This is a genomic window from Nocardia sp. NPDC055053 (assembly GCF_053608285.1).
In genome coordinates this window covers 282,589-306,341 of sequence record NZ_JBSGVD010000001.1, presented here as the reverse complement: position 1 = coordinate 306,341, position 23,753 = coordinate 282,589, and the positions used below count along the sequence as shown (strand labels likewise).

Sequence of the window (23,753 nt, the reverse complement as noted above, 5' to 3'; positions counted from 1 at the left end):
ATCAGGCCTTCCGGAAGAGCGCGAGCTGGGTGGGGGATCCGGCGTCGGGGTCGTTGTCGCCGACGGGCCGGATCTCGACGGTGTAGCCGAAGGCCGTGGCGACGCGGTCGGCCCAGGCGGCGAATTCCGCACGGGTCCATTCGAATCGGTGATCGTCGTGGCGGTGCCCGTCGAGGGTTTCGTAGTGCACGTTGTACTCGACGTTCGGTGTCGTCACGATCACCGCGCCGGGTGCGGCGTGGCCGAAGACGGCGCGTTCGAGCGCGGGCAGCCGGGCTTCGTCGACATGCTCGATCACCTCCATCAGCACCGCCGCGTCGAAACCACGCAGGCGGTTGTCGTGGTAGGTCAGCGCGGACTGGATCACCGTGATCCGGGCGCGCTCCCGGTCCGGCATCCGGTCGAACCGCAACCGCCGCTCCGCGATCGCCAGCGCGGCGCTCGACACGTCGGCGCCGACGATCTCGGTGAAACGGTGGTCGGCCGCCAGCGCGAGCAGCAATGTGCCGGGGCCGCAACCGAGATCGAGCACCCGGGTGGCTCCGGTCTCGGCCAGCGCGGCCAGCACCGCCTCCCGGCGCAGGTGCACGAGGGGCGTGCGGCGCTCGGCCGCTTCGATGCGTTCGACGACGGCGCCGGGGTTTTCGGGTTCCGCGTCGTCGACCTGGTCGTCGGCGGAGCGCAGCCGTTCGAGGGCGGACTGCGTCAGCGATCGTCGGCCGGCCAGGTAGCGGCGGGCGATGAGTTCGCGTTCGGGGTGGCCGCCGAGCCAGCCGTCGCCCGCGCGCAGCAGCTTGTCGACCTCGTCCTCGGAGACCCAATAGTGTTTGGTGTCATCGAGCACCGGCAGCAGCACGTACAGGTGGTTGAGTGCTTCGGACAGGCGCAGCGTGCCGGTCAGCCGCAGGTGGGTGTACGGGGAATCGCCCCAGTCCGGGAACTCGGGGTCCAGCGGCAGCGTCGTGGTCGACACGGTCCAGCCCAGCGGCGCGAACAGGCGCGCGACGAGCTCGGTGCCGCCACGGCACGGCACCGCGGGCAGCTCGATCTCCAACGGAATGGTGGTGGCCGCCAGCTCGGCGCGATCCCGGCTCGCGCCGTTGAGCGCGGACCGGAACACCTTTCCCAGCGCCACCGACAGCAGGCACGACGCCACATACGGCCGGTCGTTGACATAGCGGCCGAGCGCGGCGTCGTTGTGCCCCTTCGCGGGCCGGGCCAGCTCCACCGGATCCACCTCGAGCAGCAGCGCCACCGTGCAGCGGTCGGCATCGGCCTCGGGATAGAAGACGTGTGCCGTTCCTCCGGTCGTCGCGAACGACTGCACCCGGTCGGGGTGTTTGACCAGCAGATACCCGAGATCGGTCGCCGGGGTATGGGTCGTGGAGATCGTCAACAGCACAGACCGATCCTGTCATGGCGTGCCAGTGATTTTCCGGTGTGCGCGTCGCGGTCTCGACTGTGGTGCGGGGGGAGATAATCGGGGCAACGCCCGGTGGTCGCCGGGTCCTTCGGGAGGTGGAGCGATGGTGGCGGTCGCGTTGGTGTTCGTCGGGATCGCCGTGCTGTTGCACGGGTACATCTTCGTCATGGAGTCGTTGCAGTGGACGCGGCCGCGGACGCGGGCGACGTTCGGGATCACGGCGGAGCAGGCCGAAGCGACCCGGGAGATGGCGTTCAACCAGGGGTTCTACAACCTCTTTCTGGCGATTGTCGCGGCGGTGGGTATGGGGTTCACCGCCTTCGGCGACGCCGGGATCGGGGTGGCGCTGGTTCTGGCCGGGGCCGGGTCGATGGTCGCCGCCGGTGTGGTGCTGCTGGTTTCCTCGCCGGACAAGGCGCGGGCCGCGCTGATCCAGCTGGTTCCGCCGCTGATCGGTTGTGCCGTGCTGGTGATCGCCCGGCTCTGATCACCAGCACGACAGCCGCTCTCGTCTCAGACGAAATCGAAGGCGAGGGGAATCGCGACGACCACCGCCGCGGCCCAGCTGCCGTAGACGGGGAGGTAGTGGGTCTGCCACCGTTCCAGGTCGGCGAATCCCTTTCTGCCGCGCAGGAATCCGATCGCCAGCCGCACCGACCACACCAGGTTCACCAGGAGCACCACGTTCATGCCGAGCGCGACGACCTTGTTCGGGGTCGAGCCGAATTCGGCGATGCGGGTGAGCATGGCGGCCAGCATGACCACGTCGACGGCGAGGGCGCTGATCACCAGGACCAGCTGGACGCGGTCGAAGAGGCCGGGCGGGGCCAGCGGGTCGCGGGCGGAGATCGAGTAGAGCAGCAGACCCAGCACCAGGACCAGGATCAGGTCCATCAGGATCAGCAGGGCGCGGTCGATGTCGATCACGCTGCGGGTCGTCGCGAACGCCGCGAGCAGGGCAAGCAGCATGACGATGGTGAGCGGCGTGAACACCCGGGTGAGCACCGGTGCGATGTTCTCCACGACATTCTGTTTCGCCTCGACCAGCCAGGCGGCGACGATCACCGCGCCCGCGGCGCCGAACGGCAGCACCCAGTCCTCGACGACCGGTTCGATACGCAGGTCCAACGTCTCGAACGCGCCGACGGTGAGCCCGATGAGGACACCGCCGCCCAGCGCGAGCAGGGTGAGGTAGACGAACCATTCGCCGGTGAACCGGATGAAGTCCATCCGGCGGCGGTCCGAACGCCAGTAGCCGCCGACATAGGCGAGGCCGACGACGAACCACAGTGCGATCGGTGCGTGGATCGCGGCGATGACCTCGGTGGTCCCTTCCGGTTCGAAGGGATAGAGGTTCAGCACCAGCGCGGCGAGCACGAACGGCACGACCAGCGCCGCGGCGGCTTTCGCCGTGACCTGGCGCTTCCACGCGAAATAGGCTGCGAGGAAAGGCAGCACGAGCAGGCTGACATTCACGGCGATGGCCGAGTCCTGGAGCCAGGCGAACCCGGCCTTCAGCGACAGTGCCGCGCCGACGGCGAGTGCCAGGACGACCAGCAGCTCCCGATTACCCTGCCGCTCGGCGTCTTCGGACTCCGTGGGCAGCAGCACGAGCTGCTTCCACAGCCTTTCGGAATGCTCGCGCGCGAACTCACGGGAGATCGCGTCGAGACTGCCCATCCGCTTCACCGCGACCAGGAACGCCTCGTCGCCCGCGAGACCGGCGTCCCGCAAGGTCGAGACCTGTTCGCGCAGATGGTCTTCCATCTCGTCCACATCGGCGACCGAGATCGCCCGGTGGCGCTGCACGTAGCCGCGCCACTGCGCGATATGGGCCTGCAACTGCGCCTCGGTGTCCATCACGCCCATCCCTTCGCCACGTTCGGCGGCAGCGTGGCGCCGCGCCACACCTGATCCAATGCCTCGGCGACAACCGTCCACTGCGCGCGCCGCTCCGCGAGCGCCGCCCGCCCCGAGTCGGTGATCAGGTAGTGCTTACGCCGCCGCCCACTGTCGGAAGTGCGCCAGGCCGAGGTCACATGCCCCTGCCGCTCGAGCCGGTGCAACAGCGGATAGAGCATCCCGTCGGTCCACTGCATCCGCCCGCGCGACAGCTCGTTCACCTGCTCGAGAATCGCGTACCCGTACGACTCGCCCTCGGCGAGAATCCCGAGTACCAGCGGCGTCGCCGACGCCGCCACCAGGTCTTTGTCGATCCGCATCGGACTCCTATACCTAGAACAACTAGGTCACAACCTAGCAGATCTAGGTATGGGGCGCGCACTCTGCCGAATTCGTGACAGGGGGTGACGATTTCGCACCCTAGGGTGAGGATCGGCGGATTTGGCCTAACAGGGCTGGTCAGGGTCCCGATGGAGTCATCAGTACGCGCGAGGTGGCGCGACGGGGACACGAATCGAGGAATTATGAAGAACGCAGTTCGGATGGGTGCGCTGATCGCCGTTGCCGCGGCGTCGGTGGCAGGCTGCAGTGGGGAAATCGGTTCGGGGACAACTACATCGACGGGTAAGGCATCGGCGACTTTCGCTCAGCCGTCGGGCGGTCAGCAGCCGCCCGTCACCCAGGCTCCCGGCGGTACTCAGGCGCCTGATGTCCCGGGTACCGTGGCGCCTGCCCCGGTCACCGAGGCGCCCGTGGAAACGTCGGCACCGGACACCACAGCCCCGAATCCGGCCCCCACCAACGACATCAGTGGACCGGGTCGCTGCATTGATCCCGCCTCCACCGGCGTGCGGAACGCGCTATCCCGCCTCGGTGGCAGCTGGGTCGCCTCGCAGGCCTCGGCCGATCAGCCGGGCAACTGTGGGCAGTTGCTCTGGGTGCGGGCGGTAGGCGGCAACTCGGCGGGCGCGCCGATCCACATCCTGTTCTTCAACGACGGAAAGTGGCTGGGCACAGCCACTTCCGAGGCCTACGCCTTCACCTATGTCGCCGGTGCGAGCGGTAACGCGGTCACCGTCGACTACAAGTGGCTGGTCGCCGACGAACCGTTCGCCGCACCGCAGGGTGGCCCGGCGACGATCACCTACACCTGGACCGGCTCGAAGGTCACGATGAGTGCGCCGCTGCCGACGGAAGTGACCCAGCCGCACCGCTAGGCGTCCCGGCGGATGCCTGCCGGCAGCAGTGCAGTTGCGGTACCTCCAGTGGTGGTGTACGAAACTATCGGTATCGAAACTGGTGGTTTCGTATGATGGCACCATGGCGACGTCGAAACAAGCGGGGGGACGCCCCCGCGAACAACGGGTGGATACCTCGATCGCGGCGGCGGTGCGGGCGGTGATCGAGGCGAACGGGTACGCGGGCCTGACCGTCGACGCGGTCGCGGCGACCGCCGGCGTCGGCAAAGCCGCGATCTACCGGCGCTATGCCACCAAACAGGAGATGACCTTCGCGGTTCTGCTGCACGACCAGCGCGAAGAATCGCCCGCCGACACCGGGACACTGCTCGGCGACCTGAGCGCGCTGACCGAGCGGATCGCCGGGCAGGTGCGCGGCCCCGGATCCGGCACCCTGACCGGCCTGCTCGCCGATATCCGCGCCGACCCTGGGCTGCGCACCCGCTTCGCGGAGACCTTCCTTGCCGTGGAACGCGGCATCATCACGACCCTGCTCGACCGCGCGATCACCCGCGGCGAACTGACCCACCGGCCGGACGCGGCGCTCGTCCAGGCATTGCTGCTCGGCCCGCTCTACGCATGGCTGGTCGTACTCGACGAAGATCCAACGCGCGCAACCGAACTCGCGCATCTCGTCGCCACCGTGGCCACCAACGCGCTCACCGCGAACCTGCTGCCGACCGCCACCTGGTCGCAGCCGGTCACCGCTCCGGACGCAGCACCAGGACGGTGATCTCGCTGGGCGCGAAGACCCGCATCGGCGGGCCCCAGTAGCCGGTGCCGCGGCTGGTGTAGAGCTGGGTGTTGTTCGCGTGCCTGCTCAGGCCCGCGACAACCGGCTGGTCGAGCCGGACCAGGTAGTGGAACGGCCAGATCTGGCCGCCGTGGGTGTGCCCGGAGATCTGCAGGGCGACACCGGCCGCGGCGCTGTCGGCGATCTGCTTGGGCTGGTGGGCCAGGAGCACGACCGGCAGGTCAGGGTCGGTGCCGGCGAGCGCGGCGGGCAGGTCGGGACCGTGGCCGGGCAGGCCGGTGCCGGTGGGGTCGTCGATACCGGCGACGATCAGCCGGTCACCGTCGCGGTCGACGATCCGGTGCTCGTTGTGCAGCGGCTGCCAGCCGATCGAGGCCATGTGGTCGATCCAGCCCTGCGCGTCGCCGAAGTACTCGTGGTTGCCGGTGATGTAGAACCGGCCGAGCGGGGCTTCGACGCGGGCGAGCGGGTCGACCTGGGCGCTGCGCTTCGCCACCGAACCGTCGGCGAGATCACCGGCGTGGCAGGCGATATCGGGCCGCTGGGCATTGACCACGTCGACGACCCGCTCCGACCACCGCAGCCGGTCGAGCGCGGCGAAGTGGGTGTCGGTGACGACCACGACGCGCAGTCCGTCCAGCCCTTCGGCCAGGCCCCGGATCGCGACGTCGACGGTGCGGACCCGCGGGACCCGGCGCGCCTCGTACACGCCGTAGGCGACCAGCGCGACCGAGACCACCAGCACCCCGAGCGCCACGATCCGCGCGGCCTGCCCGCCGTCGACCCCGGCGATCGCCAGTGCGCTCCGGACGAGCACACCGATCACCGACCACGAGAACACGACCCACAGCACGCCGAGCATGATGTCGCCGACGATGACCGCCGGGTCGGATTGGGCTGGTCCGTGACCGAGGAACATCGCGGCGGGCAGGCACAGGTACCCCAGCACGCAGACCGCGGTGCCGATCCAGAACAGCGGTCCGCTGCCGCCGGAGGGCGCCGCTACCAGCGTCCACCAGGGCAGGGCGAACAGCAGCGCCGGAATCAGCAATATCAACATCAGGCGTACAGCGAATCTCACGGGGTCCCGTCCTGCGCAGGGCCGCCCGGAGGGTCGCGGCCACGACTAGGTCATCCAGCCTAGCGCTGCCGGATCGATCGGCTCGTTGCCCGGTGGCGCGCTGGCCGGTTGCCTGATCGCGCGCGGATCGCGACGCTTGTCGCCAAATCGATCGGCTCGTTGCCTGGCAGGCTGCGGACCGGTTGACTGATCGCATGCGGATCGCGCTGCTGGCTGCCGCGGCTGTCACGGTCGTGCTGGTTGTCGTCGGAATCGTCGCCCTCCGCGACCCCTGGGCCGATGACACCGCCGTCGCGGGGACGACCGAGCAGGTGCTCGAGCACGACGGCCGGACTCGCCATTACCGGGTCTACCGGCCTGCCGCGCTCCCGGCACGACCCCCGCTCGTGGTGGTGCTGCACGGCGGACTCGGCACCGGCGAGCAGGCGCAACGCGCCTACGGCTGGGACGCGCAGGCCGACGCGGGCGGGTTCGTCGTCGCCTACCCCGATGGCGTCGACCGCGCCTGGAACGCGGGCGGTTGCTGCGGCAATCCGGGCCGCACCGGCGTCGACGACGTGGGGTTCCTGACCAGGATGATCGACGAGCTCGTCCGCACCGTGCCGATCGACCGCGACCGGATCTACCTCACCGGCATGAGCAACGGCGCGATGATGGCGTACTCGATGGCCTGCCGGACCTCGATCGCCGCCGCCGTCGGTGCCGTCGCGGGCACCCAGCTCGGTGACTGCCCGCACCCCTCGCCGACCTCGGTGATCCACGTGCACGGCACCGACGACGAGAACATCCGCTACGACGGCGCGCCCGGCAGCGGCGTCGCCCGGATCGACGGACCGTCGGTGCCGGAGCTGAACGAGTTCTGGCGTGCTGTCGACGAGTGCGCCCCTCCGGTATCGACGATCGACGATCGCGTCACGACCCTGCGGGCGAGCTGCCGCGACGGGCGTGCGGTCGACCTGGTCACCGTGGCGGGTGCGGGGCACCGGTGGCCGGGCGCCGAGCTGTCCCCGCTCGAACGGCTCGATCCGGACCGCCCGCCCGACGCATTCGACGCGACCCCGCTGATCTGGGATTTCTTCGCCGCGCACCACCGCTGAAGTGGCACAGGCGAATCCGACCTGCGACAACGGCGCGTCACGGCGGATAGCCTGGGCGCAGTCACGTGGGTGGTCGTGATGCGAAGGAGCGGTGATGGAGTTCGGGCCAGGGGCGAGCCTTGCGGGATACCGCATCGAACGCAGGCTCGGTGGCGGGGGAATGGGCGCGGTCTATCTGGCGCAGCACCCGCGGCTGCCGCGCCGGGACGCGGTGAAGGTCCTCGACGCGCGGCTCGCGGTGGAACCGACCTTCCGGGCGCGATTCGAGCGAGAGGCCGACCTGGCCGCCCGGTTGCGGCACCCGAATATCGTGCAGATCTTCGACCGTGGCGTCGACGGTGACCGATTGTGGATCGCGATGCAGTTCGTCGACGGCCTCGACGCGGCACAGCTGCTGCGCCAGGGCCTGTCGGTGCTCACACCGGAGCGGGCGGTGCGCATCGTCGCCGAGGCGGCCAAGGGCCTGGACTACGCGCACCGGCAGGGCCTGCTGCATCGTGACATCAAACCGGCGAACCTGCTGATCGCGCGCGCCGAGGACGGCAGCGACGAGGTGCTGGTCACCGACTTCGGCATCGCCCGCAGCATGGGCGAGACGACCAGCCTCACCTCGGCGGGCTCGGTGCTCGGCACCCTCGCGTACGCGGCACCCGAGCAGCTCGAGGGCGATCCACTCGACGTGCGCACCGATGTGTACGCCCTCGGCGGCACCCTCTACGAGCTGCTCACCGGTTTCGTTCCGTTCCAGCGGGAGAGCCCGGCCGCGTTGATCAGTGCGCACCTGATCGAACCGCCGCCGCGTCCGTCGGCAGGCAATCCGGCGCTGCCGCCTGCCATGGACGCGGTGATCGCGCGCGCCATGGCGAAGAACCCGGACGACCGGTTCGCCAGCTGCGGTGCGCTCGCCGACGCGGCGGTCGCGGCGCTCACCGGCAGTCCGGTGACGGGGGATACCGCAGTGCTGCCGCGAGAAACGCGGGCGTCGCTGCCACGGTTCCCGCGTGATCCCGCATCACCGCCGGGCACGTCGCGAGCACGGAGAATCCTGCTCGGAGTCGGCGCGGCGGCGGTGGTGGCCGGGGTGACCGCGTTCGCCGTACTGACCGCCAAAGACCGTGCGATGAGCGGTGATTCCGGCGGGCCGTCGCCCTCGTCGGCGGCGCAGATCGGCGCCGTGCCGGACAGCCCGACCGCGGCGACGGTCCTGCGTCCCTGGCTCGACGATGTCCTCGCCGGCGATATGAGCGCGCTGATCCGCAAGTGCTGGACCCAGTCGCCCGCCGAGATCCCCCGCATGTACAGCGACGTCCAGCAGATCCTCGACGCGGTCCGGCGCCCGGGAGTCCTCGGCGAGTTCGGCCCGTACTGGCGCAACGACGTGCTTCAGGTGAGCTTGCGCCCCAGCGAATTGCGGTCCACCTACGGCTGCCCGTTCGTCAGCGACCGGGCGGCGACCCTGCTCACCGACGAGCAGGCTCGCTACACCGCCGAGCGCTATCTGAGCCGGTTCGTCGGGCATCCGGTGAACCCGGCCGACGTGGAACTGGACTACCCCCTGGTGTGCACCGGCGCCCAGCCGTGGATCGTATTGAAGGGCACACGGAGTTTCGACGACAAGGCGCTCACGGTCGACAGCACCGCGGGTTCGGTCGTGACCGTCAGCGCGCCGGTGACCAGCATCGACGGTGCGTCGAAGAAGGTGGTCCTCACCCTCGACCATGCCGCGAACGGATTCTGCGTCTCCCGCATCGACCCCGTCGGCTGAGCACACGACGCGAAGAGAGCTGCGTCACATCGGTTTTCGATGTGCCCGCCGGATCTGGGGCGCGCTATGCTGCCCGGCAGGATCCGCCCGCAGACTGTCGTGTCGCGGTCGGGTGGAGTGGGGAGCGGCGGTGCCGCACAACGGAAAGGTCAGAACTCCGATCATGCTTGGCGTAACTGTGGGAGGGGCGCAGGAGCGCCGACCCAGATCCAGCAGGCTCCGGCGCACCATGGCCGGTGCTGTCGTGACCGCGCTGCTGCCGCTCGGGGCGTCGGTCGCCGCGGTGGGTCCCGCGACGGCGGATGCCGACCCGTCGGCGATCGACTTCCGCGTCGATTCCTCGATGGGCACCATCAACACCCGCATCATCCGGGCGGCCGACGGCAACACCGACCGGGTGGTCTACCTGCTCGACGGTGAGCGTGCCGAGGACGACCTGAACGGCTGGGAGAAGCACACCTCCATCCCGGCGCAGATGGCGAAGTTCAACATCAATGTGGTGATGCCGGTCGGCGGGCAGTCCAGCTTCTACGCCGACTGGGAGCAGCCGAGCAACTTCTTCGGCGTCAACCCTGACGGGTCGGCCCTGCCGAGCGCGGACTCCGGGTCGGCCATCGGCGGCTGGGAGGACACCAACGGCAAGGTCAACACCTATCAGTGGGAAACCTTCATCACCAAGACCCTGCCCGACGCGCTGAAGAGCAGGCTGGGCTTCAGCTCGACCCGCAACGGTGTGGTCGGCCTGTCCAGCGGTGGCAGCGCGGCGCTGTTGATGGCGGCCTACCATCCGGAGCAGTTCACCTACGCGGGTTCGCTGTCGGGCTACCTGCACATGTCGATGCCGGGCATGCGGGAGGCGCTCGGCGCGGCGATGATCGCCAGCGGTGGCTACAACATCGAGGCGATGGCGCCCGCGGGCAGCGAGAAGTGGCGGCGGATGGATCCGTACGGGTTCGCCGAGAAGCTGATCGCGAACAACACCCGCCTCTACATCTCCGCTGGTAGCGCCAAGCCTGCCGACCAGGACCTGTCCTCGATCGACGCGATCACCCAGGGCATGCCGCTCGAGGCCATCGCGCTGGCCAACACCCGCTCGTTCGAAAAGCGCATCACCGCACTGGGATACACGAATGTCAGCTACGACTTCCCTGACATCGGCATCCACAACTGGGGTACCTGGGAGCAGGTCGCCATTCGCCTGATGCCCGATATGGCGCGCAATATCGGCAAGCCGCTGCCCGCCGGTGCGCCGCCTGCCGGTGGTGAGCCGCCCGCCGGTGCGCCGGGTGGCCAGCCGCCCGCCGGTGAGCCGCCGAAGTAGTCTGTCCCGCAAGCGAAACCGCCGTTGCCTCCCTGGAGGCAACGGCGGTTTCTGTTTGGTTGGTGCCGGAGGTCGGACCGTAGATCTCAGTGGGGCGAGTGGCAACAGAATCACGTCGACAGTTGGAGTGCGTCGGGGATGGCGTCGAAGGCTTCGTGCAGGCGGTTGGCGAGGTTGGCTCGGCCACCGGTGCCGTTGGCGGCGACCCAGCCGCGGCCGGCGTGGCTCCAGGCGGTGGTGGCCAGTTCGGCGAGGATACGGAGCCGCAGGTCACCCTCCGGGAGGGCGAGTTTGGCGGTCAGCTGCGCGACGACCTGATTCTCCACACCGGAGCGCGTGTAGTCGATATGGCCGAGCACGCTGGGTGCGGTGAGGGCCAGTCGACGGGTAGTGATGTAGCGCTCGTCCCAGTCCTCCGGGAGCGCGGCGGCAGCGTCGATGAGGACCTCGCGTAGTGCGGTGAGGACCGGCCCGGTGAGGTCGCTCTCGGCCAGGGCGTCGAGATAGCCCGTCCAGAGCTCGGTTTCGGCCTCGATGGCGACGGCCTCCTTGGTGGGGAAGGCGCGAAAGAAAGTGCTGCGAGAGACCTCTGCCGCGTCGACCAGTTCCTCGATGGTGGTGGCGGCGAAGCCTTTCTCCGCGAACAACCGCAGGGCGGTGTCGGCGAGAGCCCGGCGGGTGCGGAGCCGCTTGCGTTCACGCAGTGGCAGAGCGCGGTCGTCGATCGGCATATCAGGAGCCTAACGCAAAGGCGAACCTCCAGCACGAAAGATACTGAGTGCTAATTGACACTTGCGCAGATATGGAACTTAGTGTCAGTATTGGCGTCATCATCGAGTACCACCCCGAACAAGGAGATCGCAATGAGCACCACCGCCCTCGCCACCCTGAACCCGGCGATCATCGGCCAGGCCGAGAAGCACCACACGGCCATCCTGACCCGCGCCCTGTCCGGCACCACGCTCAACGAGCAGCGCTGGATCACCCTGAACCAGGCCCTGGCCGCCGGCCCGGTCGAGCGCTCTGTCCACATCGCCACGGTCGCGGGGATGACCCAGTGGGAACCCGCCACTGTCGCCGACGCCGTCACCGCCCTGATCGAGGGTGGGCTGCTAGCCGAATCAGCCGGCGGCCAGGTGGAAATCACCGAGACCGGTCGCGACACGGTCGCCCAGGTGCGCGGCGTGTCCGGCAAGATCTTGGGCCCCGCCTACGGCGCGGTCTCCGCTGAGGAGCTGGCCATCGCAGCCCGCGTGCTGGTGACTATTACCGCGCGCATGGCCGACGAACTGGCCCACGCCTGAACCCGATCGGTATCTGAAGCACCTGAATAGGAATGGGTTTCACAATGTTCACAAGAACTGTCACCGTCGGCGTCGCGGTCTCGGTCGTTGGTGCGGCGCTACTGCTCGCCGGCTGCAACGGAGCGATGGGCGAGGCCGGGCCGCGCTCGAACACCACGGTCGCGGCTACGAGCACGACCGATTCGGCTCCGTCCGCCGTCGCCGTCCCGGCCACGCTGAACCCTGCGATCATCGGCCAGGCGGAGAAGCACCACACGGCGGTCCTGACCCGAGCACTCGCCGGCACCACCCTGGACGAGAAGCAGTGGATCGTGCTGAACCAGACATTGGCAGCACCCGAGCCGGTCGAGCGGGCCGCCCACATCACCCGGATAGCCGGTCTCACCCGGTGGGATCCCGCCGACGTCGAGTCCAGCCTGCAAGCACTGCTCGATAGCGGCCTGCTGCACGTCATTTCGGACGGTTTGCTCGAGCCTACCGCCGCGGGCAAGTCCCTCGCCGACAAGGTCCGCGCCGAATCCGGTGCGATCGTGACAGCCGCCTACGGTGTGGTCGCACCCGAGGACCTGGCGATCACAGCCCGCGTGCTGACCACCATCACGGCCCGAATGGCCGAGGAACTGGCCCGCGGCTGAACCGAAATGGCTGGGTATTGTCCATGCTGGAACGTCTCGAGTTGGAGGCTTTTCTCACCCTCGCCGAGGAATTGCACTTCGGCAGGACGGCAACGCGTCTGTGCGTGAGCACGCCGCGCATCAGCCAAGCGATCCGCAAGCTGGAACGCCGCATCGGCGCGCCACTGTTCGAACGCAACAGCCGCAGCGTTCGACTCACACCGCTCGGCAAGCAACTGCGCGACCAATTGCGGCCCGCCTACGACCAGATCTCGGCCAGCGTTCTCGCGGCAAGCCGGGGCGGCCACCTGAGACGTGCCATCACGGTTGGTTTTTCCACACCCTGGTGCGGAAATCTGATCGCACAGGCGGCGAAAGTCTTCCGCGTGCGGTACCCGGACATCGCTGTCGAGATAGCGGAGATCCAGCTGACCGACCCGCTCGGCCGCATGCGTTCAGGCGCGGTGGATGTGCAGCTCACCGAGTTCCCGATCGCCGAACCCGATATCACCACGGGCCCGATCATGTTCTCCGAACCGCGGGGCCTGCTGGTGCCGCGAGAACACCGGTTCGCCGGACAAGGGTCGGTGTCGCTGGAGGATTTGGCCGACACGACATTGGTCACCATCGCCGGCGAACTCGTTCCGCGTTACTGGATGGACCACCACTTTCCACGGCGCACTCCCACCGGGCGGCCGATTCCGCAGGGCCCTGCGACGAACTTCTGGGCCGAGGTGCTGGTTCACGTCAGCCAGGGCGTCGGCGTCAGTCCGGTCGCGTTACAAGCCGCTACCTTCCATGCCTGGCCGCAGACGGTCTTCGTGCCCTTCCGCGACGCGCCCCCGATCGAGTACGGCCTCATGTGGCCGACCGGGGGACCGGATCCTGTCGTGGAGTTGTTCCTGGAGACGGTCTCACAGGCCGCGATATCGCAGTGACGCACAGCGTGGTGATCACCGTGAGCTGTCGCTCAGCGCTGCGTTGCCGAGTACCGCTTGTCGGGTCGCTTTTCGAGTGGCGATGCTGAGTTCGGCACCGGGTCGCTATCGCACACCCTGCTCGAGGCCGAACTCGTCGACAAATACCACCTCTGTTGTTCTTCGGGCGATTGCTACCGGAACCCCGTATCAGCTTGTCCTGATGGGGCTTTCGTTCGCCCAGCCCCACACGCTGTCTTCGCGGACGGTGATCTCGGCCGGTGGTGCGGCGACCAGGCGGGTCAGGCGCTGGAGTTCGCCCCAGTCCCTGGTCCAGTCGTCGGCGAGGTAGGCCGGGATGGTGCGCGACTGCATGAGCATGCCGGTCCAGCCGAGCGGCCCGCCGCCGGTGTCACCCTGCCAGGTCTCGGAGACCTGCGCGTTGAGCTTGTCCGGCTGGATCCGCCACAGCGGCATCTCCGCGACACCGGTGCGGTGGTCGAACGGGCGCTGGCACGGGAAGGCCAGTCCCACATGCCAATCCGCGAGCACGGGATCGGTGCTGCCGACCACGGTGTTCAGCGTCGACAGTTTCGGCAGCCGCGGCGGAGTGACCGCGAGCCACTGCATCGGATCGGGTTCACCGGCCTCGGCGACGAGGCGGACCGCCGTGGTGCCCGCGGGCACCTGATCCAGGTCGATCGGCAGGTTGCGCCAGCCCGGTGCGCCGCCGACCGTCGGCGGCGTGGCATCGCCCAGGGGCGTGACGGTTCCGTCGTCCGCACGTTGGGCGAACTCCACCCGCACCCGCTGACCAGGCAGGCGGGAACCGTCCGGCGCCACGGATTCGATGCGCCCGGCGACGGTCAGGATCAGCACCCGATACGCGGGATCCCGCTGTGTGGCAGCCAGATCCAGCCGGTACCACTGGGTGGTCAACTGGGTGCGCTGCGGTGCGCCGGTGGAGTAGCTGCCGAGCACCGGAGTGCGCTCCGGGACGAGTCCGAAGGGGAGCGCCACCGTGCTGCCGTTGACGCCAGGTGCAGCGCCCGGTCCACCCGGAGCCGGTCCGCCCGCGCCACCGGGAACCGATCCGCCGGGGCTGCTCGGTGCTGAGCTGCCAGGCCCACCGCCGCCCGGGCCGGGGCCACCGGGGGTGCCGCCTCCTGGGCCTGCGCCGCCTGGTCCGCCGGGCGCGGGACCTGAACCCGATGGGGGAGCGGATGATTGACCCGGGCCGGGATCAGGAGCGAGGCTGCCGATTCCGTTCGGGGTGAAGCCGGTGTTCTCGGCGGCGAGCCCGTCGGCGACCGTGCCGGTGTACGGCGTGAGGAGCGAGTCGGCGGTATCGGTCTCGACCAGCACGTCATCGGCCATCGCGCACTGATCGCCGGTCAGCGTGCGCAGGTTCGACAGCCCGACCGAATACGCGGGGTACTGCGAGACAGCCGCCGTAGCCAGTGATCCCACGTCGAACAGCACCATCGCCGCAGCGGCCACCGCGAGCGGGGCGACCACAGGGAACCTGAAATTCCGTGTAGCTGTTGGTGTTGCGAGCGATCGGGCGTTCTCGTCCGGGGCCCGGTAGTACTGCCAGAGGGCGGCGAGCAGGGTCAGGGCGGTGGCGGTGAGGAAGAGGGTGGAGACCTCGATGCCGCCGAGAGTGGGGGGTCGGTCGGGCCAGGGGACGCCGTAGCCGGAGACGTACCAGTAGCCGTTGGAGCCGGTGCAGCAGATGGCCAGCAGGAACAGGACTGCCGCGGCGAACAGGGTGCGCAGGTACGGGCGCAGGGCGCGGCTCAGGGCCACCGCCGTGACGGCGGCGAGGGCGCCCGCCAGGCCCGCGTAGACGCCGAAGTGGTGGGTCCACTTGGTGGGGGTGAACATCATCAGCAGCAGCGCCATGAAGGTGACGGCGAGGATGCGGGTGACGGGGCCGCGGGCGGTCGCGGGGATGCGGCCGCCGCGGCGCAGGGTCACCAGGATGCCGACGGCCAGGCACAGGAGCATGGCGAGGACGCCGAATCGCCGGGCCAGGGAGCCGTCGGGGTTCACCGACAGCAGGGAATCCCAGCGGGTGCGTTCCTCGAACCAGGACATGTCGGGGCCGACGAGCTGGCGGACCCTGGTGGCCTCCAGCACGGTCGAGAACGTCTGGTCGGCGAAGACGACGACCAGCACCAGGGTGCCCGCGGCGGCGATCGGCGCCAGCAACGCCGCATAACGCAGCGATATGGACCCCGAACCTGTGGTGGCACGGGCGATGATCGTCCGCAGGACAGGGCGTGAACCGGCCAGCAGGGCCGCCAGGCAGATCAGTCCCGTCGGTCCCGCGGCCAGGGAGAACGCGGCGATCAGGACGGCGACGGCGGCAGGAAGCAGGCGGCGGGTCGCGATCGCCCGCTCCATCGAGCACCAGGTGAGCAGTGCGCCGACCGCGATCAACGGTTCCGGGCGCAGGCCGTTGTTGTAGGGCAACCAGATCGCCAGCAACACCAGGGCCGCGGTCCAGCGAGCGAGTGTGCTCGCGGCGACCCGGGAACCCAGGCGCGGCAGCACTTCCCGGCTGAGCACCAGCCAGCACACCAGCCCGGCCAGCAGCGCGGGCAGCCGCATCCACAACCCGGCATCGCTGATCCGGGTCATCTGCGCGAGTACCTCGTACGGCCAGCCGAACGGTGCCTCGGCGACCTGGAACCAGCGGTAGTAGTTGGCCGTATACCCGGCCTCCCGCGACGCCCGCGCCATCGTCAGGATGTAGCCGTCGTCGGAACTGTTCGCGCCGATCACATGCCAGAGGACCAGCGTGCCCGCGACCGTCGCGTCGAGACCGGTGAACCGCCACCAGCGGGCAGGCAGGATCCGCCGGGACCTGCGCCCGTCACGAATATCGCTGCGGTGCAGACAGATCAGCGCGATCAGCGCGCAGAGCGCGGCACCGATGATCGCCGCCAGCTTCCATCCGCTCGGACTCGACGAGAACCGCGCATCGATCTCGGCATGCAGGCGCGCATCGCCGATCCGCCCCCGGTCCAGTTCGGTGTACACGCCCACGATCTGCGGACGCACATCGGCATCGATGGTCGTCCGCATCGGTGAACCGTCGGCCTTGGTCAGGCCGACGAGTTCGGCGGTCGTACTCGTCGCGGTCGACGTGATGGTCAATGCCGTGCATCGGGCAGCCTGCCCGTTCTCCGATGCGGCACCAGGTGTTCCACCACCCTGCGGCGTATCGGCACCCGGCGGGCGGTTGCCCGTCGGCGCGCCCGTCGGCGGATTGGTCGCTGACGGTGGGACTCCCGGCGGCGGTCCAGTTATCTGCCGGCCGTCGCCAGGCGCGGCATTGCCCGGGGACGGCGCTCCCGGATCGCTGCCGGGCTGAGGCGCGCCGACGGGCGGAGTGCCACCGGGTGGAGTGGCACCGGAAGGCGGGCCACTGCGCGAAGGTTCGGTGCCGGAAGGCTGGGCGCTACCAGCGGGCGGGGTGCCGGACGGTTGACCCCCGCCTGGCGACGAACCCGGCACACCGCTCGGCGGTGCATCCCCCGGCGTACCGGCGATATCGGCCAGTGACGCGCTGAGCAGCAGCCGATCCCGCAGCACGACGGCGAGAGTCCGGCCCGTCTCCGGGCGATCCTCGATCCGCGCGACCAGACCCTTCGATCCCGCTCGCGGTGCCTGCGGCGGAACCGTCGACAACACCGTCGCGCCGGTCATGTCCCGCAGGGCCGTGCACGGAATGCTCGCGTCCAGTGCCAGCGGCACGTAGTCCACCAGTGGCGCGCTGAGTTGCATCGATTGCGGCTGCGGCCAATCCAGGCTCGCGCGTTCCTGCTGAACGGGCAGTAACGGAGCCGCCACCGCCAGCGCCACCCCGGCGACCCCCGCCACGATCCCGGCCATCTGCACCCGGCCGAAGCCGGAAGAATCTCCACCCACGAACGCTGATGCTAACCATCACCGACCGGGCGTGGTGGGTCAGCGGGGGCGGCGTAGTTCGGTGACGGCGATGCGGGCGGCTTCGCCGATGGCCGCGTCGACGACGGGCAGGGCCGGGTCGGCGCGGGCGGCACGGGTGAAAACCGCTACGGCGACCGGGGTTTCGTCGGGGAACTCGATCACCGCGACCTCGTTGCGGATCACGCCGATGGTGCCGGTCTTCCCCGCGACGAGGACACCGCGATGCGGGAAGGCCGCCGCGATCCGGTGCGGCCAGATCTGGCTGCCCATCACGGTGCGCACGAATTCGGTACTCGCCGTGGACAACACGGTCCCGCTCCACAGCAGCCGCAGGAACCGGGTCATCTCCTCCGGTGTGGTTGCGCTGGCGTAGGAGGGGTCGTAGGCCGAGACCGTCCAGGCCTCGTCGTTGTCGGCGAGGGCGGCGAAGGCTTCCGCGGTGGTGTGGGTGTCGGTGTCGCGGACCAGGCTGCGGTGCTGGTCGGCGGTGCCGCCGACGATGCGGGTCTCGGTGAGCCCGAGCTCGTCGAGGAGATCCGCTACCGCGGCGAGGCCGATCTCGCCGAGCAGCACATCGGCGGCGGCGTTGTCGGACACCGTCATCATCGAGGTCGCCAGATCGCGCCGGCTCAGGGTGACCGGATCGCGCAGGGCGGCCAGTCCGGTCGGGCCGGGGGTGCAGTCGGCGGGGTCGACGGTGAGCCGGGCGACCGGATCGATCAGGCCCGCGTCGACCTGCCGGCAGAACGCCACGAACAGCAGCAGCTTGTACACCGACGCGGTGACCACCCGCTCACGCCCGCCGACCGTCACTTCGGCCGGGGAGTCGTCACAGCGGCGGGCATGCAGCCACCCGGTGCAGCCCGCGTCCGCGAAGACGGCCCGGATCCGCTCGGCCGCCGAGCTCATCGCAGCCGCTCCCGGTAGAGCACCCGATCCAGGACGCCGGCATGTGCGGCGGCATCGGCACGGCGAATGATCCTGACCCGCAAGGCAACCGACTGCGGGGCGAGCGTCAGCCAGGCGACACCGGGTGTCGGCGTCGGTGGGGTGGCGGTGAGACCGAAACTCGTGCCGGCGGCGACCGCGGCCAGTACGGCCCGGTCGTCGGGGGCGGTCAGGGTGGTCGCGTCCAGCCCGCGTTCGCGCAGCAGGTCGAGCACGGTGTCGAAGGCCGGTGGATTGGCGGCGCGGGCCGGATGCGCGAAATGCAGACCGGCGAGCATCGGGAAGGTGGGGCGTTCGGCGGTGGTGGTGCGGTGCTCGGCGGGCACGACCAGCCAGCGCGGCAGCTTCACGACCGGCCCGGCATCGACGCCGTCGACCAGCGCCGGATGCTCGATCACCGCGACATCACACACCCCGGCCCTGACCTCCGTCACGAGGTCGACGGTCGGGCCGAGCGCGGTGGAGACCGTGCCGCCGGATGCACGCAGTGCGGTGACGCACGCGGCGACCAACCGGTCGGGCAGCGCCGCCGTGGCCGCGAACCGTACCGTCCCGCTGCGCTGGGCGATCCGCTCCGATTCGGCGAGCAGCCGATCGGCGTCGTCGACGAGCAGCCGGGCCCGTGGCAGCAGTTGCCTACCCGCGGCGGTGAGCATCGCGCCCTGACTGGTGCGGTGGATCAGCTCGAGGTCGAGATGCTGTTCCAGCCGCCGCAGACCCTGGGACAGCGGCGGTTGCGTCATCTCGAGCGCGGCTGCCGCCCGCCCGAAGTGGCCCTCGTCGGCGACTGCGACGAAGAACCGGAGATGACGCAGCAGATCCATGTCGGCCATTGAACCAGCGCGTGAACGGCGACCACCCCCGATCGGCCGCGGGCGGACCACTGTTCTCGCCCCTGTCCTGTCGGCGACCTGCGTCGATATCGAAGGCGACTAGGACTCGCGGGTCTCCGGTATTGGCCTGGCCGCAGCCCGCGGTGATCTGGTGCAGTGGTGACTCCCTCCGTGATCAACACTCGCCGCGGGCGCCTCGCCGCCGCCGCGCTGGCGCTGTCCGCCGTCGTCCTCACCGCCTGTTCGAACAGCACCGGTGCCACCGCCACCCCCGAGACGTCGACGGCCACGTCCACATTCGCCGCCCTGGAAATGACCTACGGCGCCCGCCTCGGCCTGTCGGTGGTCGACACCGGCTCCGACCGCACCGTCACCTACCGCGCCGACGAACGCTTCCCGATGGCCTCGACCTTCAAAGGCCTTGCCTGCGGCGGTCTCCTGCGAGCCCATCCGTTGTCGACCGGCTACTTCGACCAGGTGATCCGCTACACCGCCGCCGATATCGTCGTGAACTCCCCGGTGACGGCCGAGCACGTCGACACGGGCATGACCGTCACCGCGCTCTGCGATGCCGCGATCACCCGGTCCGACAACACCGCTGGCAACATGCTGCTCCGATTGCTCGGCGGCCCCGAAGGTTTCACCGCCTTCCTGCGCACGCTCGGGGACACCGTGTCCCGCCTTGACCGCTGGGAACCCGAACTCAACACCGCGATCCCCGGCGACGAACGCGACACCACCACGGCCACGGCGCTGGTCGCCAGCTATCGAGCCCTCGTCGTCGGCACCGCACTACAAGAACCCGAACGCACCCAGCTCGCCGCATGGCTGAAAGCCAGTGTCACCGGGGCCAAACGGATCAAGGCGGGCCTGCCCGGGGACTGGGTGGTCGGCGACAAGACGGGCACCCCGGCCTACGGCTCGGCACTCGATGTCGCCGTGGCCTGGCCGCCGGGCCGCGCGCCACTCGTGCTCGCCGTCCTGTCCACCAAATCGGAGCAGAACGCCGAACCGTCGAACGAACTCGTCGCGGAAGCGACGAAAGCAGCTGTGGGCGAACTCAACTGACGCGCCAACCCGACGCCACCGACCGCGCACACCGCTCGGGAGCATCACCCGCCGCCACGAACAACGCGGTGAGCAGGGGAATGCCGTAGCCCAGGGCGGCCGGTGGCAGTGGGCCGGTCGCGACCAGGCCCGCCAGCCCGTGCCCGATGGTCCAGCTCTGGGTCGCCAGGTCGAGCGGCTCGACGTCGGAGCGGAAACGGCCTGTCGCCCTGGCCGATTCAACCGCGACGACGAGACGTTCCAGGGTGGCATCGGCGGCCGGGGCATCCTCGAGCGCGAACCCGGCGTCGAACATCACCCGGTACAGATCGGGGTTGGCGAGCGCGTTGGCCAGGTAGGCACTGCCGAGCGCGGCCAGATCGTGCACCGGGTCGTCGGTGTCGGGCACCTCGGCCAGTCGCGCCGCCAGCCGGGTGAACCCCTCCTGCCGGACGGCGCGCCACAGCCCGTCCATCCCGTCGAAATAGGTATAGACGGCCATCGTCGACACCGCCGTCCCCGCGACGAGTCCACGCAGCGTGACCGGCTGACGTTCACGCAGCAACTGCGCCGCCCGCTCGATCAGCATCGCCCGCACCGCGGGATTCTTCGTCCTGGCCATAGCCTCAGATTACATATCAATGCTATGTTAACAACCATGGCTGTGGAACTGGTGAATCCGGAGGGGCTGCCCAAGCCCGAGGTATATCGGCAAATGTCGATCGCGACGGGCTCGCGGCTGGTCTTCCTGGCAGGCCAGGTCGCCCGCGATGCCGACGGAAACCCGGTCGGCGCCGGTGATTTCGCCGCCCAGGTCGAGCAGGCCTACCTCAATATCGGCACCGCGCTGGCCGAGATCGGCGGAAGCTTCGACGATGTCGCGAAGCTGACCATCTACGTCGTGGACTGGGGCCCCGAGAAGTTCCCGCTCCTCGGCGAAGGCGTCGCCCGCGCCGCGGCCAAGCTCGGCGTCGACCCCGTCAAGCCGATCACCCTGCTCGGCGTCGCCGCGCTCGGCGAACCCGACCTCATGGTCGAAGTCGAGGCCACCGCCGTCCTCGCCTGACCGTTTACCGCGCACCCGCGACCAGGACCGCCGCGCCGGTCGCGCGATAACGCCCTGGGGCCGTGCCGAATTCACGTTTGAACGCTTTCCCGAAGGCGTATTCGGAGCCGTAGCCGCTGTGCCGGGCCACCGTCGCCAGCGGCCGGTCGGTGTCGCGGAGCAGGCGAGCGGCGACGAGCATGCGCCAGCGGGTGAGATAGGTCAGTGGCGGTTCGCCGACGAGACTGGTGAACCGCCGGGCGAACGCGGCTCGGCTGAGACCCGCTCGGGCGCCCAGGGATTCGACGGTCCAGCCGTGCGCGGGGTCGTCATGGATGGCGCGCAGCGCTCGGGAGATGTCGGCGTCGGCGACAGCGGCGGCCCACCCCGGCGACTCCTTGGTCTCCGCGAGCCAGGCGCGCAGCAGATAGAGCAGCAGCAGATCCAGCAGTGGCGGAATCGCGGCGTCGGCGCCCGGGCGGGTATCGGTGAGCTCGCCGGCGAGCAGGTCGACGGCGGCGCGCAGCGACGGATGGGTGCCGAGCCGGGCCGGAATGTGCACCACCTCGGGCAGTTCCGTCAGCAGCGGGTGGGTGCGGTCGGCGGCCAGCTGATAGGAACCGCACAGCAGCGTCGCGGGAGCGCCGGGACCGTCGACGAACCGGATGTCGCCGGGTCCGGCCGCCTCGGTGATCCGGCTGTCGAGCTGGTCGAGCAGATCGTGGGCGACACCGCGCGGCATGAACACCGCGTCGCCCGCGCCCAGCGCGATCGGCTCCGCATCGGGCCGCGTCAACCAGCACGAACCCTGGAGAACCACATGGAACCCCGCACCGTCCACGCGCGGATACGCCCGCCCCCACGGCGCGTGGCGAACGAACATGCCGGAGGCGGGACGCCCGGTGCGCGCGGTGGCCAACACGTCGCTGAGTAGATCCATGTCAGAAACCATACTCTGCGAGACGAATGGACATCTGAGCAAGATTCCAGATGATTTCTTGTCTCACTCTGTGCTCATACGCTGAGTTCACGCATCCGATGAGCAAGGAGTAGGACATGAAGATCGAGGTCGACGGAGCCGTCATGGAGCCCGCCGCTACGGACAAGCGGGCGACGGTGCTCGCACGTCGCGCTGCCCTGCTCGTCGCGGGCGCGACCACGTCAGCCCTGGTGGCGTGCGGTGCCGAAACCCCGGCGCCGGAGTGGTCGGGTGCGTGGGCGGCCGCGGTCCAGCACCCCGCCACCGCGGTGACGCCGAACTGGTCGGCCGAGGGCTTCGCCGATCAGTCTGTCCGCCAAAGTGGTTCGGCTGTCCGACGGTGGACCGCAGGTCAGGGTCCGGTTGTCGAACAGGTATGGCACGACACCGCTCGCCGTCGCGGGCGCGACGGTCGCCCGGAGCGCGGGCGGCGCGGCCGTGATCCCGGAGACGGTGAGTCGATTGACCGTCACCGGGGCAGCGGCATTCGAGATCGCCCCGGGCACAGAGATTTCCAGCGATCTCGTGACCACGCCGATCGCGGCGGGGGAAGCGATCACGGTGACGCTGTACTTCGCCGAGCCCACCGGACCCGCCACCCAGCACGCCCAGGCCGCCGCGACGAGCTACCGTGCCACCGGCGACCACACCGCCGCACCGGACGCCGCTGCCTTCACCGAGTCCTCCCAATCCTGGTACTACCTGGCGGGCATCGATACCGTCCGCCCCGGCCGGGCTCGCGATGTCACTGTCGCGTTCGGTGATTCGATCACCGACGGCTACCGCTCCGGAATCGACGCCGACCAGCGTTACCCCGACCACCTCACCCGTCACCTCACCGCCGCGGGGCGACCTGGCGCGGTCGTGAACGCGGGGATCAGCGGCAACCGGCTGCTCACCGATTCGACCGTCCTCGGCGACAGCGCGCTCACCCGCTTCCGCCGCGACGTCCTCGAACAGCCGGGGGTGAGCACGGCCGTCATCCTGATCGGCATCAACGACATCGGCCTCGCCGGCCTGGCCGGCCCGGACGGGCAGCTCTCCCCGCAGGTTTCGGCCGAACAGCTCGTCGCCGGGTATCGCGAGCTGATCGCCCAGGCGCGGGCGGCGGGCGTCCGGGTCATCGGCGCGACGCTGTTGCCGTTCGCGGGGTCGCCGTACTACTCGGCCGACAAGGATCGCCTCCGGATGGAGGTGAACAGCTGGATCACCTCGGCGGGCGCCTTCGACGCGGTGGTCGATCTCGACCGCGCGATGGCCGATCCCACCGACCCTGCCCGGCTCGCCGAGACCTACGACAGTGGTGATCAGTTGCACCCCAACGACTCCGGCTACGCGGCGATGGCGGCGGCGATCGGCCAGGCGATTCTGGCATAACCGCAGGTCGCGGGACTGCGCACTTTGCGATTCGGTAACGAATCGAAATCGAACACGTGATGAACCCTCGGGGCACGAGTGGCAGTCGGGGCGAGGGCTCGATATGCTCGCCTCCGATATCGAAACGGGCTGCTGTGCTGCGTGTTTG

Annotated in this window: 22 protein-coding genes; 12 read left to right on the top strand and 10 right to left on the bottom strand. The window is 69.5% G+C overall.

What is annotated here, in order from left to right; translation table 11 throughout:
• Position 1: 1 nt before the first annotated feature.
• Complete coding sequence (locus ACWF82_RS01325; protein ID WP_452496781.1) at positions 2-1,402, bottom strand: 3' terminal RNA ribose 2'-O-methyltransferase Hen1; 1,401 nt, start codon at positions 1,400-1,402, stop codon at positions 2-4.
• Between the two features lie 124 nt (positions 1,403-1,526).
• Between ACWF82_RS01325 and ACWF82_RS01320 the strand changes: the two genes are divergently transcribed.
• Positions 1,527-1,910 (top strand): DUF1304 domain-containing protein, encoded by a 384-nt coding sequence (locus tag ACWF82_RS01320; RefSeq protein WP_452496779.1) that lies wholly within the window; start codon positions 1,527-1,529, stop codon positions 1,908-1,910.
• Positions 1,911-1,936: 26 nt separating this feature from the next.
• Here ACWF82_RS01320 and ACWF82_RS01315 read toward each other — a convergent pair whose 3' ends face one another.
• Both ACWF82_RS01315 and ACWF82_RS01310 read right to left on the bottom strand, forming a co-directional pair.
• Entirely contained in the window at positions 1,937-3,283 is a 1,347-nt protein-coding gene (locus ACWF82_RS01315) for a permease prefix domain 1-containing protein (RefSeq protein ID WP_452496777.1), read from the bottom strand.
• Positions 3,283-3,645: a PadR family transcriptional regulator gene (locus ACWF82_RS01310; protein WP_452496776.1), complete on the bottom strand. Its 363-nt coding sequence runs from the start codon at positions 3,643-3,645 to the stop codon at positions 3,283-3,285. Before ACWF82_RS01310 ends, ACWF82_RS01315 begins: the two co-directional genes overlap by 1 nt.
• A gap of 204 nt (positions 3,646-3,849) precedes the next feature.
• On the opposite strand from ACWF82_RS01310, the gene ACWF82_RS01305 reads away from it, so the two are divergent.
• Together ACWF82_RS01305 and ACWF82_RS01300 are read left to right on the top strand one after the other, a co-directional pair.
• Positions 3,850-4,542: an LppP/LprE family lipoprotein gene (locus tag ACWF82_RS01305; RefSeq protein WP_452496774.1), complete on the top strand. Its 693-nt coding sequence runs from the start codon at positions 3,850-3,852 to the stop codon at positions 4,540-4,542.
• A gap of 103 nt (positions 4,543-4,645) precedes the next feature.
• The gene (locus ACWF82_RS01300; RefSeq protein WP_452496773.1) at positions 4,646-5,296 is read left to right on the top strand and encodes a TetR/AcrR family transcriptional regulator; all 651 of its coding nucleotides are present in this window, start codon (positions 4,646-4,648) and stop codon (positions 5,294-5,296) included.
• Here ACWF82_RS01300 and ACWF82_RS01295 read toward each other — a convergent pair.
• The gene (locus ACWF82_RS01295; protein WP_452496771.1) at positions 5,265-6,377 is read right to left on the bottom strand and encodes a metallophosphoesterase; all 1,113 of its coding nucleotides are present in this window, start codon (positions 6,375-6,377) and stop codon (positions 5,265-5,267) included. The genes ACWF82_RS01300 and ACWF82_RS01295 overlap by 32 nt on opposite strands.
• Before the next feature lie 215 nt (positions 6,378-6,592).
• On the opposite strand from ACWF82_RS01295, the gene ACWF82_RS01290 reads away from it, so the two are divergent.
• The 3 genes from ACWF82_RS01290 to ACWF82_RS01280 all read left to right on the top strand — a co-directional run bounded on the left by ACWF82_RS01290 (position 6,593) and on the right by ACWF82_RS01280 (position 10,581).
• On the top strand, positions 6,593-7,495 hold the full coding sequence (locus ACWF82_RS01290; protein WP_452496769.1) for an extracellular catalytic domain type 1 short-chain-length polyhydroxyalkanoate depolymerase: 903 nt from the start codon (positions 6,593-6,595) through the stop codon (positions 7,493-7,495).
• Positions 7,496-7,589: 94 nt separating this feature from the next.
• Positions 7,590-9,260, top strand: a complete 1,671-nt coding sequence (locus tag ACWF82_RS01285; RefSeq protein WP_452496767.1) for a serine/threonine-protein kinase — start codon at positions 7,590-7,592, stop codon at positions 9,258-9,260.
• A 229-nt stretch (positions 9,261-9,489) separates the two neighbouring features.
• Positions 9,490-10,581 carry an alpha/beta hydrolase gene (locus ACWF82_RS01280; RefSeq protein WP_452496765.1) on the top strand — a complete coding sequence of 364 codons (1,092 nt, stop codon included), beginning with the start codon at positions 9,490-9,492 and terminating at the stop codon, positions 10,579-10,581.
• Between the two features lie 110 nt (positions 10,582-10,691).
• Here ACWF82_RS01280 and ACWF82_RS01275 read toward each other — a convergent pair whose 3' ends face one another.
• Positions 10,692-11,312, bottom strand: a complete 621-nt coding sequence (locus ACWF82_RS01275) for a TetR/AcrR family transcriptional regulator (RefSeq protein ID WP_452496763.1) — start codon at positions 11,310-11,312, stop codon at positions 10,692-10,694.
• A 132-nt stretch (positions 11,313-11,444) separates the two neighbouring features.
• Between ACWF82_RS01275 and ACWF82_RS01270 the strand changes: the two genes are divergently transcribed.
• Genes ACWF82_RS01270 through ACWF82_RS01260 form a run of 3 tightly spaced genes read left to right on the top strand, consistent with a single transcriptional unit; the run spans position 11,445 to position 13,437 of the window.
• Positions 11,445-11,885, top strand: coding sequence for a hypothetical protein (locus tag ACWF82_RS01270; protein ID WP_452496761.1), 441 nt, complete (start codon positions 11,445-11,447; stop codon positions 11,883-11,885).
• A gap of 44 nt (positions 11,886-11,929) precedes the next feature.
• On the top strand, positions 11,930-12,520 hold the full coding sequence (locus ACWF82_RS01265) for a hypothetical protein (protein WP_452496759.1): 591 nt from the start codon (positions 11,930-11,932) through the stop codon (positions 12,518-12,520).
• Positions 12,521-12,543: 23 nt separating this feature from the next.
• Positions 12,544-13,437 (top strand): LysR family transcriptional regulator, encoded by an 894-nt coding sequence (locus ACWF82_RS01260; RefSeq protein WP_452496993.1) that lies wholly within the window; start codon positions 12,544-12,546, stop codon positions 13,435-13,437.
• Positions 13,438-13,626: 189 nt separating this feature from the next.
• On the opposite strand, the gene ACWF82_RS01255 is transcribed toward ACWF82_RS01260, so the two are convergent.
• Genes ACWF82_RS01255 through ACWF82_RS01245 form a run of 3 tightly spaced genes read right to left on the bottom strand, consistent with a single transcriptional unit; the run spans position 13,627 to position 19,157 of the window.
• Positions 13,627-17,355, bottom strand: a complete 3,729-nt coding sequence (locus tag ACWF82_RS01255) for an arabinosyltransferase domain-containing protein (RefSeq protein ID WP_452496757.1) — start codon at positions 17,353-17,355, stop codon at positions 13,627-13,629.
• Positions 17,356-17,394: 39 nt separating this feature from the next.
• Positions 17,395-18,285: a serine hydrolase gene (locus ACWF82_RS01250; protein ID WP_452496755.1), complete on the bottom strand. Its 891-nt coding sequence runs from the start codon at positions 18,283-18,285 to the stop codon at positions 17,395-17,397.
• A complete protein-coding gene (locus ACWF82_RS01245; protein ID WP_452496753.1) occupies positions 18,282-19,157 on the bottom strand; it encodes a LysR family transcriptional regulator in 876 nt (291 codons plus the stop codon). Before ACWF82_RS01245 ends, ACWF82_RS01250 begins: the two co-directional genes overlap by 4 nt.
• A 171-nt stretch (positions 19,158-19,328) precedes the next feature.
• Here ACWF82_RS01245 and bla point away from each other — a divergent pair, with 171 nt between their 5' ends.
• Positions 19,329-20,225 (top strand): class A beta-lactamase, encoded by an 897-nt coding sequence (gene bla / locus ACWF82_RS01240; RefSeq protein ID WP_452496991.1) that lies wholly within the window; start codon positions 19,329-19,331, stop codon positions 20,223-20,225.
• Here bla and ACWF82_RS01235 read toward each other — a convergent pair.
• Entirely contained in the window at positions 20,218-20,826 is a 609-nt protein-coding gene (locus ACWF82_RS01235; protein ID WP_452496751.1) for a TetR/AcrR family transcriptional regulator, read from the bottom strand. The genes bla and ACWF82_RS01235 overlap by 8 nt on opposite strands.
• Before the next feature lie 36 nt (positions 20,827-20,862).
• Between ACWF82_RS01235 and ACWF82_RS01230 the strand changes: the two genes are divergently transcribed.
• The gene (locus tag ACWF82_RS01230; RefSeq protein ID WP_452496749.1) at positions 20,863-21,270 is read left to right on the top strand and encodes a RidA family protein; all 408 of its coding nucleotides are present in this window, start codon (positions 20,863-20,865) and stop codon (positions 21,268-21,270) included.
• A 4-nt stretch (positions 21,271-21,274) separates the two neighbouring features.
• On the opposite strand, the gene ACWF82_RS01225 is transcribed toward ACWF82_RS01230, so the two are convergent.
• Positions 21,275-22,189 (bottom strand): AraC family transcriptional regulator, encoded by a 915-nt coding sequence (locus ACWF82_RS01225; RefSeq protein WP_452496747.1) that lies wholly within the window; start codon positions 22,187-22,189, stop codon positions 21,275-21,277.
• Positions 22,190-22,591: 402 nt separating this feature from the next.
• Between ACWF82_RS01225 and ACWF82_RS01220 the strand changes: the two genes are divergently transcribed.
• Positions 22,592-23,605, top strand: a complete 1,014-nt coding sequence (locus tag ACWF82_RS01220) for an SGNH/GDSL hydrolase family protein (protein WP_452496745.1) — start codon at positions 22,592-22,594, stop codon at positions 23,603-23,605.
• Positions 23,606-23,753 lie beyond the last annotated feature (148 nt).

Bases quoted from the DNA above. Each gene is read 5' to 3' on its own strand.
- ACWF82_RS01320 (WP_452496779.1), top strand. From the start codon at position 1,527: ATGGTGGCGGTCGCGTTGGTGTTCGTCGGGATCGCCGTGCTGTTGCAC.
- ACWF82_RS01315 (WP_452496777.1), bottom strand. From the start codon at position 3,283: ATGGACACCGAGGCGCAGTTGCAGGCCCATATCGCGCAGTGGCGCGGC.
- ACWF82_RS01310 (WP_452496776.1), bottom strand. From the start codon at position 3,645: ATGCGGATCGACAAAGACCTGGTGGCGGCGTCGGCGACGCCGCTGGTA.
- ACWF82_RS01305 (WP_452496774.1), top strand. From the start codon at position 3,850: ATGAAGAACGCAGTTCGGATGGGTGCGCTGATCGCCGTTGCCGCGGCG.
- ACWF82_RS01300 (WP_452496773.1), top strand. From the start codon at position 4,646: ATGGCGACGTCGAAACAAGCGGGGGGACGCCCCCGCGAACAACGGGTG.
- ACWF82_RS01295 (WP_452496771.1), bottom strand. From the start codon at position 6,377: ATGTTGATATTGCTGATTCCGGCGCTGCTGTTCGCCCTGCCCTGGTGG.
- ACWF82_RS01290 (WP_452496769.1), top strand. From the start codon at position 6,593: ATGCGGATCGCGCTGCTGGCTGCCGCGGCTGTCACGGTCGTGCTGGTT.
- ACWF82_RS01285 (WP_452496767.1), top strand. From the start codon at position 7,590: ATGGAGTTCGGGCCAGGGGCGAGCCTTGCGGGATACCGCATCGAACGC.
- ACWF82_RS01280 (WP_452496765.1), top strand. From the start codon at position 9,490: ATGGCCGGTGCTGTCGTGACCGCGCTGCTGCCGCTCGGGGCGTCGGTC.
- ACWF82_RS01275 (WP_452496763.1), bottom strand. From the start codon at position 11,312: ATGCCGATCGACGACCGCGCTCTGCCACTGCGTGAACGCAAGCGGCTC.
- ACWF82_RS01270 (WP_452496761.1), top strand. From the start codon at position 11,445: ATGAGCACCACCGCCCTCGCCACCCTGAACCCGGCGATCATCGGCCAG.
- ACWF82_RS01265 (WP_452496759.1), top strand. From the start codon at position 11,930: ATGTTCACAAGAACTGTCACCGTCGGCGTCGCGGTCTCGGTCGTTGGT.
- ACWF82_RS01260 (WP_452496993.1), top strand. From the start codon at position 12,544: ATGCTGGAACGTCTCGAGTTGGAGGCTTTTCTCACCCTCGCCGAGGAA.
- ACWF82_RS01250 (WP_452496755.1), bottom strand. From the start codon at position 18,285: ATGAGCTCGGCGGCCGAGCGGATCCGGGCCGTCTTCGCGGACGCGGGC.
- ACWF82_RS01245 (WP_452496753.1), bottom strand. From the start codon at position 19,157: ATGGCCGACATGGATCTGCTGCGTCATCTCCGGTTCTTCGTCGCAGTC.
- ACWF82_RS01235 (WP_452496751.1), bottom strand. From the start codon at position 20,826: ATGGCCAGGACGAAGAATCCCGCGGTGCGGGCGATGCTGATCGAGCGG.
- ACWF82_RS01230 (WP_452496749.1), top strand. From the start codon at position 20,863: ATGGCTGTGGAACTGGTGAATCCGGAGGGGCTGCCCAAGCCCGAGGTA.
- ACWF82_RS01225 (WP_452496747.1), bottom strand. From the start codon at position 22,189: ATGGATCTACTCAGCGACGTGTTGGCCACCGCGCGCACCGGGCGTCCC.